Genomic DNA, 18,978 nt, shown 5'->3' with positions numbered 1-18,978 from the left:
TCCTGCGCGGGCGCCGTCAGGGCACGATCTCGCGGACGCTGCCCTTCTTGTACAGGAGCCCGTTGGTGCCAACCCCGTCGCTCCGGAAATAGACGCTGATGTTGGGCTTGCCGGTCTCCGACCCCGCTCGGGTCCGCGCCCGCGTGAGCCTCATTGCGGGATCGATGCCCCGCTTACAGGGCTGGCGGCCCACGCCGAAGTCGGTCCCCTTGTCGACGTGCTCGTGGATCTTCACCCAGGTGCCTCCGCGCGCGCCGTCGGTCTTGTCGATCCAGAGCTCCTGCTTCACATCGCCGCTCGGCAGGTCGTAGACGAGGTGCTTGTACCCGATCCATACATTCTTCGGCATGCCACCTTCCCAGTACCTCTTGCTGAGGATGGCCGCGGAGGCGGGGTGATTAATCTCCTTCTCGAAATCGATCTTGCCGTCGTAGCGCATGCGGGCGGCGATCCCGCGCGTGTCGCATTTGTTGACGTCCTCGTCGCCGATCGTGCCGTGGTTGGTGCGCGCCACAGAGACGAGGCCGCCCCAGGCTGTCCCGTCGTCGGCCACCCGCTGGAAATACATCGTCACCTCGACGTCGCGCCATTGGTCGGCGAGCGCGGGGTCGTGCACGTACATCCGCGGGACGCTGCCGCTGATCTTGAGAATGCCCCGGCCGTCGGTGCGATAGGACGCATCGCCGTGGTTGGCGTCGAACCAGGCATCGCGCGGGTCGATCCCCGAAAAGGTGCGCGCGACGCCGTTGTCCCAGGTCGAGAACCACGCTTTGCCCGAAGGCAGCGTGGGCCGCAGCATCGCTATCCCGAACCTGTCGCGCTGTCCCTCTTCCCCTCCCCCGGCGCCGGCCGAGCTGGACGCCGCTGCGCTGCTCGATGATGCGGACGACGCCGCCGCGCCGCCGCGGCCCCCGCAGCCGAGGCCGTCGCTGCCGGGGCCGTCGCTGTCGAAGCCGTCGTTGCCGAGGGCGTTGCCGCCCCCCCCTCCGCCGCCGCCGGATTGGCTTCCTGACGCAGGTGCGTGTTCGTCTCCGCAACCGGCGCTGCTCAAGCCGACGGCAGCCGACGTGACCCAAATCGCAATCTTCAATAAGGCTCTCACGCCGACCTGCATAACATGATCTCAACGACTCTGCGAAGCCATTGATTGCGAGATATCGACTGCAACGCGCCTAACAGGCGCTTTACGGAACAGCCCGGTTGTTTCGAGAATTGCACATTTCATCGTGCTTCGAGCGGCAGCCGCTCGACGAGTTCGCCCGCTGGGTATCACAACACCGGCCGCTTGAATGGGTGCTGGCATGCTAAAGCACCTGCCCATATTCGACGAATATCCATGAGGAGCTCCTGTGGAGGTTCGCGAGGACCGACGACCCGGAGATCGACGCGCGGCAGCGACGGCTCCTCGAGGTCCTGCTCGCGGCCAATCCTCGGATGAGGCAGCGGCTGGCCGACGAGGGTCGCCTCGACGGCCGCCTCGACGAGGCACGCGCAGCCCTTCGCCGCGCGCTCGCACACCGGCAGATCCCGCTCGCCTCGGAGGATGAGGCGCGCATCGAGGCGTGCGCCGACCTCGCGACCTTGGAGCGGTGGCTCGGTCAGGCGATCGCGGCGTCCAGCGCACAGCAGGTCCTGCGCAGAGCGCCGCGGCCGGCGCTCCTCAGCACCGGAACGGCCGCGGCAGCATCAGCGTCCCTTCCGGAAAGGCCCCTCGCACCATGCGCCGCGACGCGCCCGCGCCGCCGATGGCATCGTCGCCGTCCACGAAGACGTGCGGCTCCGCCGTCCCCGCCACGCCGAGCGCGTCCGGGCAGGCGAAGAGCTCCACGCGCCGCACCGGCGCCGGCGGCGCCGAGCGCGCGCGCTCGATCGATGACCTGCGCCAGGCCGGGGAACACCGTGTCCATGAGCGCGATGAGCTGCGCGCGAAGGCCAGGCTCCGACCAGGATCCGCGCGATGTCTTCATTCCCTGCCCCGTCTATTCATCCTCGCATATCACATCCCAGCGCACTGGACGCGCCATCAGCGTGCGCCCCCCGCATGCCAGAGCAGGAGCAGGCCGACATTCCTGGAAGACGCAGAGAGCTCGATCCATGGCGACATAGAGAATCAGCGCTTCGAGAGAACAGAAAGACCAGCGCTCCGGCTCTCCACTCGCCTCTGCAACCGCGATGCCTCTGCGGCTCGAACGCTCTGGCTCAGTCTCGAGGCCCCAGTTCCAGCAGGATTGCGCCTCCGGAGCGAGCGCCCTAGACAATCCTCAACTGCATCGCTCTGCGGGGCGGTGTGCCAAGGGGGGAACCATGAAGAGTATGCTCGTCGCGCTGATCCTCGGCGCGCTCTCGCTGTCCGCCGTGCTGTCCAGCAGCGATGTGGCGCAAGCCCAGGACAGGGGTCGTCCGCCACGCGGCTCCTATCTCCAGACGTGCAGGAACGTCCGGACGGAGCGAGGCACGCTGTTCGCCCGCTGCGAGGATCGGAGGGGCAACTTCCACAATACACGGATGGTGGACTGGAGGAGGTGCAGAGGAGACATCGAGAACGACAACGGCCGGCTCCGCTGCGGCCGCGGCCGCTGACGCGCGCCGCGACCGCGCAGGGCGCCCTTGGCGAGGTGGGCTCCCTCAGCGACGAGGAAGCGGGGCCCCCGCCGGGATCCGCCCCTCCTCAACGGCCACGACGTACGGCGGGTACCAGACCAGGTTCCGGCGTCCGCTCGTGGATGCGCCTTCGCCGCTACCCCTTCCGCTCCTTCCACGGATCGTCCTGATACAGGTAGTTCGGCTTCAGGATCTTGTTCTCCATGTTGGTGTGGAACACCGCCATGGTCGACGCCGACATCGGCGGGACGATCCACGTCCAGTCCGCATACACCGGGCGCTCGCACTGCCGCTCCTGCTGCTCGAACTTCTTGAAGTACTCCGAGAGCGTGTGGTGGTCCATCATCCGCACCTTGGCCTGCCGGAACGAGTGCAGCACCGCGACGTTCAGCTCGACCAGCGCGGCGTCCTGCCACAGCGTGTCGCTGCGCGTCCGGTCCAGCCCGAGGCGATCCGCGATGAGCGGCAGCTGGTCGTACCGCGTCACGTCGCTCAGGTTGCGCGCGCCGATCTCGGTGCCCATGTAAAAGCCGTTGAACGGCGCCGCCGTGTACTGGATCCCGCCGAGATCGAGGGCCAGGTTGGAGACCGCCGGCAGCGCGTGCCACTTCAACCCGAGCTCGGCGAACCACGCATACCGCGGGTGCTCGATCGGCACCTCGAGCACCTTCTCCCGCGGCAGCTCGAACCACCTCGGCCGGCCGTCGCCGATCTGGATGATCAGCGGCAGCAGATCGAAGCGCGTCCGCTCCCCGCCCGGCCAGCCCAGCGCGAGCGCCTGGTCCGTCAGCTCCACGTTCCCCGGATCGCCGAGGACGCCGCCCTCCGGGAGCCGGTAGCCCGCATAGCGGACCAGCTGGCCGTTCCAGATGCGGATCCGCGGCTCACCCGGCCTGAACACCGTCATGGTCGCCCGGATGTCGCCCCCGTTCGTCGCCAGATCGAGGTGCTCCACCAGCGCCTGGAAGATCTCCTCCTCCGTCTTCAGGTGGCGCAGATCGCGCACGTGGAGCGTCGACCAGAAGAAGCGCCCGATGCAGCGCGAGCTGTTGCGCCACGCGAGCCGGGCGCCATAGGCGAGCTCGTCGGGCAGGTGCGTGTACGTCCCGTGCTTCTCCAGGCTCGCCCGCACCTCCTGCCAGCGCTCGTCCACCGCCGAGGGCACCCCGAGCTCCGCGTAGCACTGGCGCAGGAACGCCTCGGCCTCGGTCGGCACCGCCTCGGGCGCGGTGGGGGTCACGTGAAACGACCCGTGCTCGACCGGACACACCCCGCCGACCGCCCGCGCCACGCCGGCGCGCCGGAGCGGCGTCGGGCGGACCTCGCCGGCGGTGTCGACGTTCGAGCTGAACAGCTCCCGCTGGATGGCGTCCGGCGGCCAGCCCACCGCGCGCAGGTGCTCCTGCGCGTCGCGCATGAAGGCATCGGGACCACACACGAGCGCCTGCGATCCCGGCCGGTAAGGATACAGCTCGGCCACCTGCTCCCTGGACAGCCGCCCCTCCGCCTTCGTCGCGCGCAAGCGGAGCGCGACGCCGGGCGTACGGCCGGCGATCGCCCGCAGATCCTCCTCGAAATAGGCGAAATCCGCGGCGCGCGACGCCGACCAGTCGAGGAGGAAGGCCCGCGCGTCGGGGCGGCCGGCCCTGCCGTCGAGCGCCCGCAGCATCGCCATCGCCGGCGTGACGCCGATCCCGCCCGCGAGGAACACCACCCGCTCCACGGGCGGCGCCGGAAGGACGAAGCTGCCCTTCGGCGCCGACGCGCGCAGCAGCGAGGCCGCGGCGCGCTCGCACAGCCACCGCGAGAACACCCCGAGCTCCTCGCGCTTCACCGTGATCTCGTAGTCGCCGCCGGCGCGCGCCGGCGCCGAGAGCGTGTACGCGCGCGCCACCCAGCGCCGATCGAGGTAGCCCTGCACGAGGACGTGCTGCCCGGGCACCGACGCCGCCGGCGCGCCGCCGACCGGCGAGAGCGTGATCTGGAAGATCCCGGGGGAGAGCTCCCGCGCGGCCTTCACCTCGGCCTGCTGGAGGCTCGATCCGCCGAACATCTCGGCGACCGCCGGGGCGCAGCCGCCGCAGATCTGGCCCGCCCGCGTCCGCTCCGACAGCTCGGCGGGCGTCGCGCACCCGGCCTCGATGAGGCTCGTGATCTGCCCGCGCTTGACCCCGGCGCAGTTGCACACGACCTCGTTCGGCTCGAACAGCGCCGCGGGTTGATCGATCTTCAGCTCGCCGAGCTCCCGGAACGTCGTTAGCTGCCAGCCGGGCAGCGGGCCGCGCGCCATGAGCAGCCGCATCGCCGAGGGGAGGTCGTTCCATTCCCCCTCGACGTGCAGCCCCGTGAGCTGCCCGCTCGACAGGAGCAGCGCGCGTCGCTTGTCGCGATCCCCGCACGGCACCCACCGGAGGCTCTCCATGGGCGCGTCGAGCCACCGCGCCGAGACGCCGCTCCCGTCGAGCGCGCGGGAGAGCGACAGGATGCGGCCGCCGCCGTCGACGATCTTCGAGATCGCGGCCTCCTTGCCGGCCAGGGCGCCCATCGCGGCGCTGCTCTCGACGACCCCCTCGCGCCGGGAGAGCAGCCCCTGCCCGGGCAGGAGGTGGACGTTGACGAAATCGAGCGCGTGCCGCTCGGCCCAGGCATCGACGCTCGCGGGCGGCAGCTCGAGCCAGGCCTCGTCGGACCCGCGGACGTCCGCGGGGATCCCCTCCCTGGCCAGGCTCGCCCAGCCCTCGATCAGCGCCTCGGCCGCCGCCTTCCGCAGGCCCGTCTGGACGAGCGCCGCCGCGGCCCGATCGGCCGGCGTGTCCACGTACCGGAGCTCGAACGGGTCCTCGCGCAGCAGCTGCTGGACCAGGTTGTCGAGCCGCCCCCGCAGCCCGGCGGTGAACTCCTCGAAGTCGACGGTCCCGTCCCCGGTCGTGTCCGCAGCCAGGAGCAGCGCCTTCGCCTCGTCGGCCCGCATCCCGAGGCCGGTGAGGTACGGCAGGAGCTCATCCTCGCTGAGCTTGCGGTCGTGGTCGCGATCGATCTCCTCGAACCGGCGCCAGGCGAAGCGCTCGCTCATCAGGCCGGCGCGGAGGCCGCGGGAGAGCGCGGCCGCCACCTCGGCGCCCGAGGCGGCGGGGCCGCACACGACGGGCGCCGGCGCGGCGGGCTGCTCCAGCGCGCGGATCGCCCTGCGGGCCACGTCCGCGGGCGCCACCCAGGGCAACGCGCCGCCGCCCAGCGGCAGCGGCAGCGTGCGACGGAGCCGGATGTCCTCGCGCCAGAGGTTGAGCGCGCTCAGCAGAGGTCCGTGCCACACCGTGGTCACCGCCTGGCCGGAGGCGCGCAGGGACGCCTCGGCGTCGCGGATCTGCTGCCCAACCCGGCTCGAGGGAGGGAAGTACGGCGCCACCCAGAGGAGGTGCGACGCGCCCACCTCCCTCGCCGACGCGAGGAAGGTCCGCGCGGCCACGAGCGGATAGGCAAGATCCGCGGTGCCCATCACGAGCGCGATGGCCGGCCCCGCGGGCTCGATCGGCAGCGACTGGAGGAAGGAGGCGAGGTCGTTTCTGGGCTCGGAACAGACGATCTTGAGGAAGCTCATGGTGCTCGGCAGGGGCATCCGCGGAGGAGCGCAACCGCCCTCGCCGCCGCCAGGCGGCGTCGAGGGCCGCGCGCAGGCGCGGAGCGCTCCGCGCCAGGATACGGCGCATCACCCGGCCGGCCGAAACCCGAAAACGCCCGCCCGACGCAGCACACACCGGCGCCCCAGGTCACCAAGGTGCGCGGACGTCGGGGGATCCCGCATTTTGCCTGGAGGGGACCCGTCCGCGCGTCACAAACTGCCTCATGGGGCACTTTGGTACCGACCTGCGCTCGCACCGTGTCGGGGACACGACGCTGACGAGGCCACCGCGCGACGGTCCGCCGCAGGTAGCCGCGTGGCGTCACCGAGACCTCGCGCGCTCGCCCGGATGTACGGGCGAGCGATCTCCGTTGGATTCGCAGGAAATCCGATGTGAAGGGAGATCTGGCGAACGAGCATGCCGGCGGTGATCACGCACGATCGAGCTCCGCTGTACGTGCCCTCGTACATCTCGTGGCTGTGTACGACTGCGGACCGGACATACGGGCACGATCCTTGAATTCGCTCGCTCAGCGCAGCCATGAAGACCCTTACTTCGGATCGACCCCTGGTGAGGAGCGAGCAGACGCGGTCATTGGCTGCGTCCCGTCCCGCGGCGTCCACCGCGCGTCATCCCGTCCTGAAGGGCGTGACGATGGCGCCAGCGAACGTCTCCGAGGCGCTGATCGCGCTGGAGACCGTCGCCGCGCGGCTGCGCGAGAGGAACGACCCGCGGGCGGTGTTCCCCGACGTCTACGCCGTGATCACGCGCCGCGTGAAAGAGGCGATCGATGGCTCGGATGGCCGGTTCCTCGAGCCGGCGTGGATCTCGCGCCTGGCGGGGATCTTCTGCGAGTACTACCTGACGGCCCTCGCGGCGTCGCTGGACGGGCGGTCGACGGGCGTCGAGGCGTGGGACGTCGCGTTCCAGTGCTCCAGCGCGGGCGGGGCGGCGGCGGCGGTGCACGGGCTGCTCGGCATCAACGCGCACATCAACTACGACCTGGCCCTCGGGCTCTACCGGAACATCGTCCAGCACGGCGCGGCGCAGGACGCCCGGCTTCTCGACCGCTACCGTCACGACCACGACCTTGTGAATGAAATTCTCGCGGCGGCGATGCCGGAAATCTTCGCAATCCTGCGCGCTCGTTATGGCTGCCCGCTCGCCCGGATCGCGACCTTCAGCCGGGACGTGGAGCGCGCCATCTCGAGCGTCGTGATGTTTCTGCTGAGGGGCTGGCGCGACCGGGTATGGACCGACCTGCTCTCCTTGCTCGCGACGCTCGGGCACACCGGCGAGACGGGCAAGCGCGCGGTGCTCGCCCGGATGGACCAGCGTTCGGGGAAGATCGCCCGTACGTTCGCGGCGGGCCATGGGGCGCTCCGCGTCGGGGCCCCGCTCGCCCGCGGCGCCGCCCTCACGCTGGCTCTGGCTGCCTGACGCGGGCCATCCCCGCGAGCTGACCGCAGGCGCCGCCCACGTCGCGCCCCCGCGGCCGTCGCACCAGCGTCGTCACGCCATGGCCGGAAAGCCGCGCCACGAAGGCGTCGAGCCGCGCGGCGGACGGCGGGCGCAGCGCCGGATCCGGGCCGGGGTTGCAGGGGATGACGTTCACCCTGCACCGGAGCCCGGCGACGTAGGCCGCGAGCAGATCCGCGTCCTCCGGGGCGTCGTTGAATTGATCGAAGAGCACGTACTCGAAGAGCACGCGCCGCCCCTGCGGCAACGCCCGCGCGATCGCCTCCTTCAGCGCCGCCATCGAGAAGCGCGCGTTCACGGGCATGATCGCCTGCCTGCGGGCGTCGTCCGGGGCGTTGAGGCTGACGGCGAGCTCCGCCCGCGCCTCGCGGAAGAACGGCTCGATCTTGTCCGCCACCCCGACGGTGCTCACGGTGACGTGCGACGGCGCGAACCGGAAGGCCCGCGGATCGGTGAGCAGCCGGATGGCCTTCAGCACCTCGCCGAGGTTATCGAACGGCTCGCCCATCCCCATGAAGACGAGGTTCCTGAGGGGCGCGCCGCCGCGCTCGGCCGCGAGCGCCCGGGCGATCCGGACCTGATCGACGATCTCGCCGGCGGCGAGCTGGCGCTCGAGCCCGAGCCGCCCCGTCTCGCAGAACGAGCAGGCCCGGGCGCAGCCGACCTGGCTCGAGACGCAGAGCGTGGTGCGGGCGGGCCCCGGGATCAGCACCGACTCGATGAGCGCGCCGTCGCGCGCGCGCAGGACGAGCCGGAGCGTGTCGTCCTGCGCCGGCGCCCGCTCGGCGATCTCGAGCGACGGCGCCGGATCGAGCGCGAGCAACGCCTCGTGCGCCCAGGCCCCCACGCCCAGGGCGGCGAGCGCGCGCGCGTCCCAGGCCGGAGCAGGCACCGGCGCGCCCGGCTCGGCGCCGAAGGCGTGGCGCACCACCTTGCCGGAGACCGCGCGCGCCGCTGACGCCGTGCCGCCGGCCCGGCGGAGCAGCTCCGCGAGCGAAGCCGCGTCGTGGTCGGCAAGCCGCGCGCTCCAACGTGGGACACGCGCGCTCCTCCGGATCAGCGGGCGCCCTGCGACCTGCGCCGGCGGGTCGCCGGCGCGCAGGGGCGACGCCATCTCTTCGGGGATCTCCGGAACGCGCATGCGCACCCGCTAGCACGCCGGCCGCGGCGCCGCGCGGCCCAGCGACACCGCGCCCGGCGCGCCCGCCTCACCCGGACGGCCGCCGGATGGACCGCTCGCCGGGCGCTCCGGCCGGCCGAGCCCCGGCGCCCGCGCGTCCGCCGGATGGCCGCTCGCCGGGCGCTCCGGCCGAGCCCCGGCGCCCGCTGCCTCCCCCACCCAGGTCATCGCGAGCTTGTCAATCGCATGTCGATCGCCACCCGAAAGACAAGCGAGAACTCGCCCGGCGCCCCCCATCCGACACGAAACCTGCGCGCCGTCTGGGGCCATCAGGTGGCCAATCTGTGGACAAGCATGTGGACTGTCAAACCGGGCTCGGGAGCGTGATTTTTGGGTTGCAGATTGGTTCCGAAGGAGGGAGTTTAGCGCCCGGAAGTTGGGAGGCGCGCCGGGCCACGGAGCGCCAGAAATCGCAGCAAAATCGGTTGCATCGGTGTGGGCGGCGCGTCCATGCCCGGGCTGGCTTCGGCTGGCGCCGGGGCTTGGAGGGGCTGCCGCCCCGCGATCAGCGCAGGACGGGCAACTGAGTTGCCAGGGTCCCACGGGGTTTCCACAACCTGGGAACAACCTGTGGATTATTTGTCCCTCCTGCGCGTGGCGTGTTCCAGGATCGGGTGAGCGGGGTTCCCGTCCCCAAGCTTTTCTGGCGCTCGCGGACACACCGGTGGGCTACGTTGCGCGCCGATGTCCGCACGCCACGGCCCTGTTTCCTGCGCGCCGCGCGCGTCCCTCGCGATCGCGGGGAGCCTCGCCGGGTGGCTCGCTGCGGGCGCCGCGGCCGCGCAGGCTCCGCCGCGGAACGCGCAGGCGGAGGCGGCCCTGAAGGAGGCGATGGGGACCGACTACCTCGAGACGCGGTTCGCCCAGGCGGAGCGCAAGCTCCGGGCCGCGCTGGACGCCTGCGGCGAGTCGGGCTGCTCGCCCGCGGTCAAGGCGAGGCTGCTGGTCGCGCTGGGCACCGTGCTCGCTCAGAGCAGAAAGGGGCTGGAGGACGCGCGGGGCGCCTTCGCGGACGCCCTCCGCGTCGATCCCTCGGCGAAGCTGGACCCGGATCTGACGACCCCGGAGGTCTCCTCCGCGTTCGAGCAGGCGCGCGCGGCCACCGGCGCCGGGGCGACCGGGGCGCCCGCGGCGGCTGGAACGGGCGGAGCGCCCGCGGCGGCCGGAGCGACCGGGTCACCCGCGGCGCCCGGCGCGGCGGAAGCGCAGCTCCAGATCGCGCCGATGCCCGAGCAGCGCGTCCGCACGCCCGTCCCGCTCCATGCCGAGGTCCCCGCCGAGCTGCTGCCCAGCGTGAAGCAGGTGACCGTCTGGTACCTGGCGCCCGGGGAGCGCGAGGTCCGCTCCCTCGTCATGAAGAAGCTGCGGGGCCAGGGGTTCGGCATCAACGTGCCCTGCGCCGCGGTGGGAAGGACGGGAAAGCTCCTCTATCACGTCGCGGCCGTCGACGAGGACGGCGCGATCCTCGCGAGCGCGGGCACGCGCGACGCCCCGCTGGTCACGCAGATCAGGGAGAGCATCAGCTCGGCGCCGCCCCGCTGGCCCGGCCACGCTCCGCCGGCGGAGTGCGCGGCCCCGGAGCAGGAGCGCCCGCGGCAGTGCCTCGACGACCGGCAGTGCGACCGCGGGCTCGCCTGTGTCGGCGGCGCGTGCGTCACGCGAGCCGCCGCGGAGGCCGCGCCGGATGTCCGGAGGAGCTGGGTCACCCTCACCTTTTCACCCGACGTCGCGCTGCTCTCCGGCCAGGACGTGTGCACCGTCGCGTCGCAGCGGAGCGACCATTTCGTGTGCCTGCGCGGCGACGGGACCCGGTACGACGGCACGCCGACGCCGGACGTCGCGAACGACGTGAACCTCGGCTTCGCGCTCGCGACGTTGCGGGTGGCGATCGCCTACGATCGGCTGGTCCTCGACAACCTCACGGTCGGCGGCCGCGTCGGCTTCGCGGCCGGCGGCACGACGGAGGGCGGCGCCTCGTTCCTGCCGCTCCACCTCGAGGCGCGCGCGCAGTACTTCCTCGGCGCGCGGCCCTTCGAGCAGCTCGGCGCGCGCCCGTTCGTGCTCGCCGCGGCCGGGGTCGCGCAGGTCGACACCGAGGTCGACGTGGAGGTCCTCGAGGACGCGACCGCTTGCGGGGCCGACCTTGCCGACAGGACGAGCCCTTGCACGAGGCCGGGAGCGAGCGGCAGAGTCGAGGCTCGGCGACAGACGCTCACCGCGACCCGGCAAGCGGGCCAGGGGTTCGCGTCGGTCGGCGCGGGCGTTGCCTATGCGCCGATCGAGGCCCTCTCGCTGAACCTCGCGCTCCGCGCGAGCCTCACCTTTCCTGCCGTGACCACCGTCCTCTCCCCGGAGGTCGGTCTTTCCCTGGGGTTCTGAATGGCTGACACCTCGGATACGCGCCGGGGGGCGACTCCCCCGGGCGCCTTGCGCAACCCGAAAATCGATGCGGCGATCGAGCGCGCCGTGCAGAGCGGCGACCCGGCCGAGCTGCTCGCGCTGCTCGATCGGAGCTCCGGGCTGCCCGCCCGGCGCGGCGGGGTGCGCGCGCCAGGCCCCGACCTCGGGCCGAACGCCCCCTTGCCGCGCGTGAACCTGGATCTCGCGCGGGCGGTCGGCGCGGCGATCGCGGACCGCGGCGCGCCGGCCGAGCGGCTCGTGCGGGCGCTCTGCGCGACCACCGAGGAGTACGCGCTCATCGTGGCGGCGCAGGCGCTCGCGTCGCTCGCGGTGAAGGGCGCCACGCCGGCGGGCGGAGCGGGGCAGGCGCCGCGCGCGGGCGGCGCGCGCCGCGGGAAGGGCGGGCTCGATCCGCTCGAGGCGCTCGAGGAGCTGGCCGAGGACCCGCGGCGCGTCGTGCGCGACGGGGTGGTGGCGGCGCTCCGCGCCGTCATCGCGGCGCGCGGCGACGCGGTTGTCGGCGAGCTCTCGTCCTGGACCGACGGCTACCTGCAGGCGTACGTCGCGCTCGAGGCGCTCGCCGAGCGCACGCTGCTCGCCAGCCTCTCGGCAGGCGCGGAGGTGGTCGAGCGCCTCGAGGAGGCGTTCGTGCTGTCGGATCGCTCCCCGCGCGCGGACGAGCGGCTGCAGGGCCTGCGCCTCCTCCGGCAGGGGATGCCCGCGCAGATCGCGTCCCTCGCCGGCCGCTTCCCCGAGGTCGTGCGCTGGCTGGAGGAGAAAACGCGGGCGGAGCGCCCCGAGTCGCGCGACGTCGTGGCGGACGCGATCGCGGCGCTCCGGAAGGCGTCCTTCTCGGATGCGGAGGTCGACCGCCTGTCCGCGGCGCTCGGCGCGACCGCCCCGATACCGCGCTACGCGGCGCGCATCGTCCAGGGGACGCGCAAGCGGAGCAAGGGGCGGCGGTAGGGGACGGTCGGGCCTGGGCCGCCGGTGTGAAGAGCGCCGAAGCGCAGCAGATCAGGCGGCCTGCTGCGACCCCTCCGGCGCTCCGACGCCGCTCTGCGGCTCCCTGGCGTCCCCGCTGAACAGGAACTGCAGCGCCCCCGGGGCGCGCCGGCGCCACGCGTCCTCGGAGTGGGTCCCGTCCTCGTCCAGGCAGAACAGCAGGTTGTCCTCCCTGTAGCCCTGCTGGCGAAGTTGCTCGACCAGCCGCGCGGCGTCGCGCAGCACCGAGCCCCCGTCCTCCTGAGCGCCGGCGTCGACGTACAGCCTCGAGCTCGCCGGGACGGCCAGAGACGCGAGGACGTCGAAGATCTTGCGCTCGGCGAACCAGAGCGACGGCGACATGCAGAGCGCGGCCCCGAACACGTCGGGGCAACGCCAATGAGCATAGAGCGCCGCGAGGCCCCCCATGGATGAGCCGCCGATCGCCGTGCTGGCCGGGTCGCGCCTCACCGCGAAGCGCTCCTGTACGGCCGGCACGATCTCGGAGGTGAGCCAGCCCAGATACTCGTCGAGCTTCCCTTCGCTTCCGTCGCCCGGGAACGGCGACAGCTCCGTCAACCGCTCGGGTCCGCCGTGATCGATCCCCACCAGGACCGGCGCTTCGAGACCTCGATTTGCGAGATCATGGACGGCCTCGTGAAGGTGCCACCCTCCGCTGTAGGAGGGGTCGTCGTGAAAGACGTTCTGCCCATCGAACAGGAAGAGCACAGGCGATGGCCGCCCGTCACGCGCCCCCTCGTCGGGCAGGTAGACACGCACGTTGCGCTCCCCGTGGAAGCCGGGAATTCGGTACGGACCAAGGAGATAGATGACATGTGTTTTCGCGGAGGTCTGCTGTTCCACCGTCCCGGTGTGAAGCAATCACCAGGCCGCCACTCGGCCGCTGCTCTCCGGCTGTGGAGCGCGGCGCGGCCCGGGCCACCTCGGCTCCCGGGTCGCGCCGCCCCGCCATGGCAGAACGCCTCATGCGTGACACGCTGTTGCGAGCAGGCGGACACCGCCGCGGGTGCCTGGCCTAATTGCAGCTCGCCTCGGAGCTGCCGCCGAACACCGTGGTCCAGTAGGACCCGTAGGTCCCGCCTCCGGTCGCCCGCCCGATGCCGATGACCTTGTAGGCGGAGCCGAGCATGTTCTTGTTGTGGCCGTCCGAGTTCTTCCACTGCGTGAACGTCGCCTGGGCCGTCGAGTTGCCAGCGGCGATGTTCTCGGCCATGGCGGTGCCCCCGCAGCCGAGCTCGTAGCAGGCGTTGCACATGCGGGTCCAGGGCGTCCGGCCGTCGAGGCTCGTGTGCGAGAAGTAGTTCTGATCGCGCATGTCCTCGCTGTGCCCCTGAGCAGCGCGGTTCATCGAGGTGCAGCCCGAGAGCGCCCCGAGGCCGTTCTGCGCGCGATACTGGTTGATGATGGTGAGGAACGCCTGCTCCTCGGTGTCGAGCGGAGTCGTGCTGGGCCCGGCGCCGCTGCACACCTGGCATGCGCCGCAGTCGCTCGAGCAGCTCGAGCAGTCCTCGCCCGCGCCGCAAACCCCATTGCCGCAGACCTCACCGCTCGTCGAGCCGCCCGCGCCTCCGGTGCTGCTCGTCGAGCCGCCCGCGCCTCCGGTGCTGCTCGTCGAGCCTCCCGCGCCACCCGCGCCTCCGGTGCCGCTCGTCGCGCCTCCCGCCCCTCCCGCGCCTCCGGTGCCGCTCGTCGAGCCTCCCGCGCCGCTGCCCGGCGCGGGGCCGCACGCCGCCTGCACGTAGAGCCGCTTCGCGGTCCTCCTGCACGGATCACCGGAGAAGGTCGCGTTGCTCGCCCGCACGGCGCAGCTCGCCTTTCCGAGGCACGCGCGCTCCACGACGGCCTTCGACGTCGGCGCGTTGCACGAGGTGGCCGCGTAGCCGCCGCAGACGCCGCGCGGCCTGCCATAACTCGCGAACTGGATCGCCGTGATGACCTCGCCGGCAGGACAGGAGAGCTCCACATCCGAGCCCTCCGACGCGGTATCGCAGACCGCCCCCGCGAGCGGCGAGGACTGGTCCTCCGACAGCTCCGCCGACGGCTCCTCGTCGACCTCGGTCGAGGCGAGGCAGCCGACTGCAGAACAGCCAGCGATGAAGGCGAGGACAAGCGTCCTGTGCAAAGCGCTCATATGCATGCTCCTTGGTTCTCTGGGCCCGTCCGAGCTCGGCCCGCCCCTGCGTCGCGGCTCGCGCCAGCACGTACGCCGGGGCACACGACACCTCGACGGGCCACCCCAGTACAGCGTTGTTCAGGGGGCGGAGTAGCGCACAGCGCGATCCCACGCAGCGCAGCGCCTCCCTTCGATTCGCTCACACCACGGTGTCACCTGACCGCTGGCATGTCCAGATACGAAACACTCTGGCACGCATGATTTGCCGCCGGATCGCTGGATCTTTTCAAGACCCATGAAACCGAGCTCCCCGGAGCTCGACGACACAGGATTTCTTCACGCAAAATCGGTGTGAGACATGGAGCCATCAGGACACAACATCTCCCCTGGTCCGAAGGGTGGGTGTCCGTGTCCGACAACAGACCGCGATCAGAAGCCCGTGGGGGCGACGACACCCTGCGAGCCTCCGCCCGCCGTGGATCGCGCGTCGACGCGCGCCGCGGGGAGCCACAGGCCGCATGTCGGCAGCAGGTCAATCGAACGCCCATGAAATTCCGCGCGACTCCCCCGCTCCTCGCCGCACCGCCACGCCGCTCGCCTGAGGGCCCTCGCCCGCTCACGTCCGCGGCAGAGCTCGTCCCTGCGCCACGCGCGGGGTGGTGGTGGATGTGGCCTCCCGCCGTACGCGCGCGCCATCTCATCCGCGCGGCAGGCCGGCTGCCGCGCTCGTGGAAAGGTGGAAAGGCGCCCCGACGGCCTGACGGCCTGACGCCCCGATGACAGCGCGGCGACCCCGCAGCACGGCGGCTCGACTGCGAACCGCGAGGCCGCACCCGCGGCGGCTCCTGTGCTATGACCGCCGACCATGCGCCTCAAGGACCGCGTTGTCTTCATCACAGGAGCTTCCCGCGGGATCGGACGGGTCGTCGCCCTCGCCTGCGCGCGAGAAGGCGCGGATATCGTCGTCGCCGCGAAGACGGAGGTCGCCGAGAACCCGCGCCTCCCGGGCACGATCCACGACGTCGCCCGCGAGGTCGAGCAGCTCGGCCGCCGCGCGCTGCCCATCAAGCTCGATGTCCGCGACGACGAGGCCTGCAGGGGCGCCGTCGCCACGGCCGTCGAGCGCCTCGGGCGCATCGACGCGCTCATCAACAACGCGGGCGCGCTCTGGTGGGCCGACGTCGTGGACACACCCATGAAGAAGTTCGACCTCATCATGGGCATCAACGTGCGCGCGTCGTTCGCCCTCTCGCAGGCCGTCCTCCCCCAGATGATCGCGCAAAAATACGGCCACATCATCATGATGTCGCCCCCCGTCGACGCCGAGGCCTGCGCCCACCACGGGGCCTATGCGGTCTCCAAATTCGGCATGACGATGATCGCCGACGCCATCGCCGGCGAGTACGCGGAGCACAACATCACGGCCCACGCCCTCTGGCCCGCGACCGCGATCGAGAGCTTCGCCACGATCAACTTCGGCCTCGGCGGCCCGGAGCTCTGGCGCAAGGCGGATATCCTCGCCGACGCGACGCTCGCGCTGCTCTCGCGCGAGCCGTCGGCACGGCGCGGCAAGGCGTGGATCGACGAGGCCCTGCTCCGCGAGGAGGGCGTCACCGATTTCTCGAAGTACCAGTGCGTGCCCGGCGTGGAGCCGCCGCACTTCCCCTTCACCGCGATCCCCAAGGCGACGACCACCAAACACCCATGAGGCGCGACCCGTGACCCGCGAGGACGACAAGAAGACGCGCCCCGCCGCCGGCGGCGGCATCGATCCCGGGCCAGAGCTCGCCGCGGTCTTCGATGACCTGGAGACGCTGCTCAAGAACGGCGACGTGATCGAGGCGCTCACGGCGCGCGGGATCAACGCGAGCCTCGCGCTGCTCGCCGCCGACGCGCTCCGCGCCTACCTCGCGGGCCGCAAGGGCGACGCGGCGGAGGACTTCGCGACCGTCGCGGAGGAGATCCGCGGCCGGCTCGCCGCGAGCGCGGAGGCGCAGGGGCCGGACGACGGATCGCCAGGGGAGCCGTCACGCTCGAACGGGAGGCGCTGAATGGGCACGAGCTTCGAAGCAGAGCAGACACCGAGGCCAGGCGATGGCGTGCGGCCGGCGCCGCCCTGGGAGCCGGCCGCGGCCCTCTCCGGCGCCGACTACTCGGCCGTCGAGCTGGCGCAGGGCGACGACCGCGTGTTCCTCCTCGAGCAGCGCGAGCTACCCGAGCGCGAGCGCTACCTCACCGTGACCGACTCCGCCGGCGTCGCCGAGGCCATCCGGACCATGGCGATCCGCGGCGCCCCGGCCATCGGCATCGCCGCCGCGTACGGGATGGCGCTCGCCGCGCGCGCCGCCCGCGACGAGGGCGCCTCCAGCTACGTCGCCGCCATGCGGGCGGCGGGGGAGCACCTCGCCTCGGCCCGGCCCACCGCCGTGAACCTCGGGTGGGCGGTGCGGCGCGCGATCGCCGCGGCCCTGCAGAACGCCGGGCGCCGCGGCGAGGAGCGCGCGCGGGAGCTCGCCGAGCTCGCCCGCGAGATCCACCGGGAAGACGTCGCCGCCTGCCACCAGATGGGCCGCGCCGGCGCCGCGCGCCTGCCGGAGTCGGGCACGGTCCTCACCCACTGCAACGCGGGCGCGCTCGCGACCGGCGGCTACGGCACGGCGCTCGGCGTGATCCGCGCCGCCATCGAGGAGGGCAAGGCGCTCCGCGTGCTCGCGTGCGAGACCCGCCCGTACCTCCAGGGCGCCCGCCTCACCGCCTGGGAGCTCCAGCGGGACGGCATCCCCGTCGAGGTGATCTCCGACTCGATGGCCGCGTGGTTCATGCAGAAGGGCGAGATCGGCGCCGTCGTCGTCGGGGCCGACCGCATCGCGCGGAACGGCGACGTCGCGAACAAGATCGGGACCTACGGCCTCGCCTGCCTCGCGCGCCACCACGGCATCCCGTTCTACGTGGCCGCCCCGTGGAGCACGATCGACCTCGCCACCGACAGCGGCGCGTCGATCCCGATCGAGGAGCGGAGCCGCGACGAGCTCGCCGTCGTCGGCGGCCGCCGCGTCGTCCCGCCCGGCGTGCCCGTCCGGCACCCGGCCTTCGACGTCACCCCCGCGGAGCTCGTCACGGCCGTCTTCACCGAGCGCGGCAAGCTGACGACGCGCGAGATCAGCCGCTCCGTGCCGCCCGCGCCGCCGTCCGGCTAGCGCACCTCCCCCTCGCGCTCCCCCGCCGCATGGGCTAAGGACACCCCTGATGGCGCAGTTCTCGCCCAAACCTGAATGGCTCAAGGTCCGCGCTCCCGGGGGTGACACCTACCACCACCTCAAGGAGACGTTCCGCAAGCTCGATCTCCACACGGTCTGCGAGGAGGCGCGCTGCCCGAACGTCGGCGAGTGCTGGCGCGAGGGGACCGCGACGGTGATGCTCCTCGGCGACGTGTGCACGCGCGGCTGCCGCTTCTGCGCGGTCACGACGGGCGATCCCCGCGGCGCGGTCGACGTGCGCGAGCCGGAGCACGTGGCCCGCGCCATCGCCCGGCTCTCGCTCCAGTACGTCGTGATGACGATGGTCAACCGCGACGACCTGCTCGACGGCGGCGCCGAGCACGTCGCCCGCACGGTGAGCCGCCTGCACGCTCTCCGGCCCGACCTGCTCATCGAGACGCTTGTCGGCGACTTCCAGGGCCACATGAGCGCCGTCGACATGGTTGTCGACGCCGGGCCCGACGTCTTCGCCCACAACGTCGAGGTCGTCCGCCGCATCACGCGCGTCATCCGCGACGTCCGGTCGAGCTACGACCAGTCGCTCGCCGTGCTCCGGCGCGCGAAGGAGCGCCAGCGGCGCCTCGCCGCCGACGCCGCGGAGGCCGGCGCGCCCGCGCCGCGGCGGCTCACCAAGAGCTCGGTCATGGTCGGCATCGGCGAGACCGACGACGAGGTCCTGGAGGCGCTCCGCGACCTGCGCGAGGCCGGGGTCGACATCGTGACGATCGGCCAGTACCTCCGCCCCTCCTCGAAGCACGCGCCCGTGCAGCGCTTCGTCGAGCCCGAGACGTTCGCCGCGTTCGAGCGCGCGGCGCTCGAGATGGGCTTCCTCTACGCCGCCAGCGCGCCGCTCGTTCGGTCGAGCTACAAGGCGGCCGAGGTCTTCGTCCGCAGCCTGATGGACCGAGGCGGCGCGGCGCTGCCCGCCGGCGCCTCCCCGGCCGGCGAGGATCCCGCAGGCCCGGCAGCCGTCGAGGCGCTCCTCGAGGAGCGCCTCGCCGTGGCGCGCCGCGAGGCCGCCCGCCTCACCGCAGAGCTCGATCCGGACGAGCCCCGTCCGCTCGACGGCCCAGCGACGGCGTCGGCGAGCCCCGCGCGGCTCGTCCCTGCAGCCTCCCTCGTCCGCCGCTAGAGCGGTGCCCACCCGAGCGGTGCTCACCCGCACAGGAGACGGGCCCAGATCGGCGTTTTCGGCGCGCAAGCGCACTCCCGTGCGCTGAGCACCGAAAACGTCGAGATGGGCCCGTATCCGAAGCGGGCGAGCACCGCTCAGCAAGCGCCTTGACGCTTCCCGGCGTTTGGCCGAGCGTATTGGACGGCAGG

General features: G+C 72.3%; 14 protein-coding genes. 8 read left to right on the top strand and 6 right to left on the bottom strand.

Translation table 11 applies throughout. The features are described from left to right. Positions 1-16: 16 nt before the first annotated feature. On the bottom strand, positions 17-1,090 hold the full coding sequence (locus tag WME82_RS08905; RefSeq protein WP_438042485.1) for a hypothetical protein: 1,074 nt from the start codon (positions 1,088-1,090) through the stop codon (positions 17-19). Between the two features lie 570 nt (positions 1,091-1,660). After that, positions 1,661-1,828: a hypothetical protein gene (locus WME82_RS08900; RefSeq protein ID WP_438042484.1), complete on the bottom strand. Its 168-nt coding sequence runs from the start codon at positions 1,826-1,828 to the stop codon at positions 1,661-1,663. Between the two features lie 476 nt (positions 1,829-2,304). Between WME82_RS08900 and WME82_RS08895 the strand changes: the two genes are divergently transcribed. Continuing rightward, entirely contained in the window at positions 2,305-2,580 is a 276-nt protein-coding gene (locus tag WME82_RS08895; protein ID WP_438042483.1) for a hypothetical protein, read from the top strand. A gap of 157 nt (positions 2,581-2,737) precedes the next feature. On the opposite strand, the gene WME82_RS08890 is transcribed toward WME82_RS08895, so the two are convergent. After that, the gene (locus WME82_RS08890; protein ID WP_438042482.1) at positions 2,738-6,199 is read right to left on the bottom strand and encodes a nitric oxide synthase oxygenase; all 3,462 of its coding nucleotides are present in this window, start codon (positions 6,197-6,199) and stop codon (positions 2,738-2,740) included. A gap of 676 nt (positions 6,200-6,875) precedes the next feature. Between WME82_RS08890 and WME82_RS08885 the strand changes: the two genes are divergently transcribed. Continuing rightward, on the top strand, positions 6,876-7,661 hold the full coding sequence (locus WME82_RS08885) for a DUF5995 family protein (RefSeq protein ID WP_438042481.1): 786 nt from the start codon (positions 6,876-6,878) through the stop codon (positions 7,659-7,661). Here WME82_RS08885 and rlmN read toward each other — a convergent pair. Then, positions 7,639-8,841: a 23S rRNA (adenine(2503)-C(2))-methyltransferase RlmN gene (rlmN, locus tag WME82_RS08880; protein ID WP_438042480.1), complete on the bottom strand. Its 1,203-nt coding sequence runs from the start codon at positions 8,839-8,841 to the stop codon at positions 7,639-7,641. The two genes, WME82_RS08885 and rlmN, sit on opposite strands and share 23 nt — an antisense overlap. A gap of 723 nt (positions 8,842-9,564) precedes the next feature. Here rlmN and WME82_RS08875 point away from each other — a divergent pair. Further along, positions 9,565-11,259 (top strand): hypothetical protein, encoded by a 1,695-nt coding sequence (locus tag WME82_RS08875; protein WP_438042479.1) that lies wholly within the window; start codon positions 9,565-9,567, stop codon positions 11,257-11,259. Between the two features lie 48 nt (positions 11,260-11,307). Then, on the top strand, positions 11,308-12,246 hold the full coding sequence (locus WME82_RS08870; RefSeq protein ID WP_438042478.1) for a hypothetical protein: 939 nt from the start codon (positions 11,308-11,310) through the stop codon (positions 12,244-12,246). Positions 12,247-12,297: 51 nt separating this feature from the next. Here WME82_RS08870 and WME82_RS08865 read toward each other — a convergent pair whose 3' ends face one another. Further along, entirely contained in the window at positions 12,298-13,128 is an 831-nt protein-coding gene (locus WME82_RS08865) for an alpha/beta hydrolase (protein ID WP_438042477.1), read from the bottom strand. 172 nt (positions 13,129-13,300) lie between these two features. Then, complete coding sequence (locus WME82_RS08860) at positions 13,301-14,416, bottom strand: CAP domain-containing protein (protein WP_438042476.1); 1,116 nt, start codon at positions 14,414-14,416, stop codon at positions 13,301-13,303. Between the two features lie 847 nt (positions 14,417-15,263). Here WME82_RS08860 and WME82_RS08855 point away from each other — a divergent pair. The 4 genes from WME82_RS08855 to lipA are packed head-to-tail and all read left to right on the top strand — an operon-like array spanning position 15,264 to position 18,787. After that, a complete protein-coding gene (locus tag WME82_RS08855; protein WP_437745043.1) occupies positions 15,264-16,106 on the top strand; it encodes an SDR family oxidoreductase in 843 nt (280 codons plus the stop codon). A 10-nt stretch (positions 16,107-16,116) separates the two neighbouring features. Next, entirely contained in the window at positions 16,117-16,449 is a 333-nt protein-coding gene (locus WME82_RS08850; RefSeq protein WP_437915407.1) for a hypothetical protein, read from the top strand. Continuing rightward, on the top strand, positions 16,450-17,595 hold the full coding sequence (mtnA, locus tag WME82_RS08845; protein WP_438042475.1) for an S-methyl-5-thioribose-1-phosphate isomerase: 1,146 nt from the start codon (positions 16,450-16,452) through the stop codon (positions 17,593-17,595). Positions 17,596-17,644: 49 nt separating this feature from the next. Then, the gene (gene lipA / locus WME82_RS08840) at positions 17,645-18,787 is read left to right on the top strand and encodes a lipoyl synthase (protein ID WP_438042474.1); all 1,143 of its coding nucleotides are present in this window, start codon (positions 17,645-17,647) and stop codon (positions 18,785-18,787) included. The last annotated feature ends 191 nt before the right edge of the window (positions 18,788-18,978 follow it).

Origin of the sequence: Sorangium sp. So ce128, from assembly GCF_051525245.1 — a bacterium.
Taxonomy (GTDB): Bacteria; Myxococcota_A; Polyangia; order Polyangiales; family Polyangiaceae; genus Sorangium; species Sorangium cellulosum_B.
Note: the sequence above shows the minus strand (reverse complement) of the source record. Positions and strands in the feature narration are given on the sequence as shown.

Excerpts from the sequence above, each read along its gene's own strand:
- WME82_RS08895 (WP_438042483.1), top strand. The coding sequence starts at position 2,305 with ATGAAGAGTATGCTCGTCGCGCTGATCCTCGGCGCGCTCTCGCTGTCC.
- WME82_RS08890 (WP_438042482.1), bottom strand. The coding sequence starts at position 6,199 with ATGAGCTTCCTCAAGATCGTCTGTTCCGAGCCCAGAAACGACCTCGCC.
- WME82_RS08885 (WP_438042481.1), top strand. The coding sequence starts at position 6,876 with ATGGCGCCAGCGAACGTCTCCGAGGCGCTGATCGCGCTGGAGACCGTC.
- rlmN (WP_438042480.1), bottom strand. The coding sequence starts at position 8,841 with ATGCGCGTTCCGGAGATCCCCGAAGAGATGGCGTCGCCCCTGCGCGCC.
- WME82_RS08875 (WP_438042479.1), top strand. The coding sequence starts at position 9,565 with ATGTCCGCACGCCACGGCCCTGTTTCCTGCGCGCCGCGCGCGTCCCTC.
- WME82_RS08860 (WP_438042476.1), bottom strand. The coding sequence starts at position 14,416 with ATGAGCGCTTTGCACAGGACGCTTGTCCTCGCCTTCATCGCTGGCTGT.
- WME82_RS08855 (WP_437745043.1), top strand. The coding sequence starts at position 15,264 with ATGCGCCTCAAGGACCGCGTTGTCTTCATCACAGGAGCTTCCCGCGGG.
- mtnA (WP_438042475.1), top strand. The coding sequence starts at position 16,450 with ATGGGCACGAGCTTCGAAGCAGAGCAGACACCGAGGCCAGGCGATGGC.
- lipA (WP_438042474.1), top strand. The coding sequence starts at position 17,645 with ATGGCGCAGTTCTCGCCCAAACCTGAATGGCTCAAGGTCCGCGCTCCC.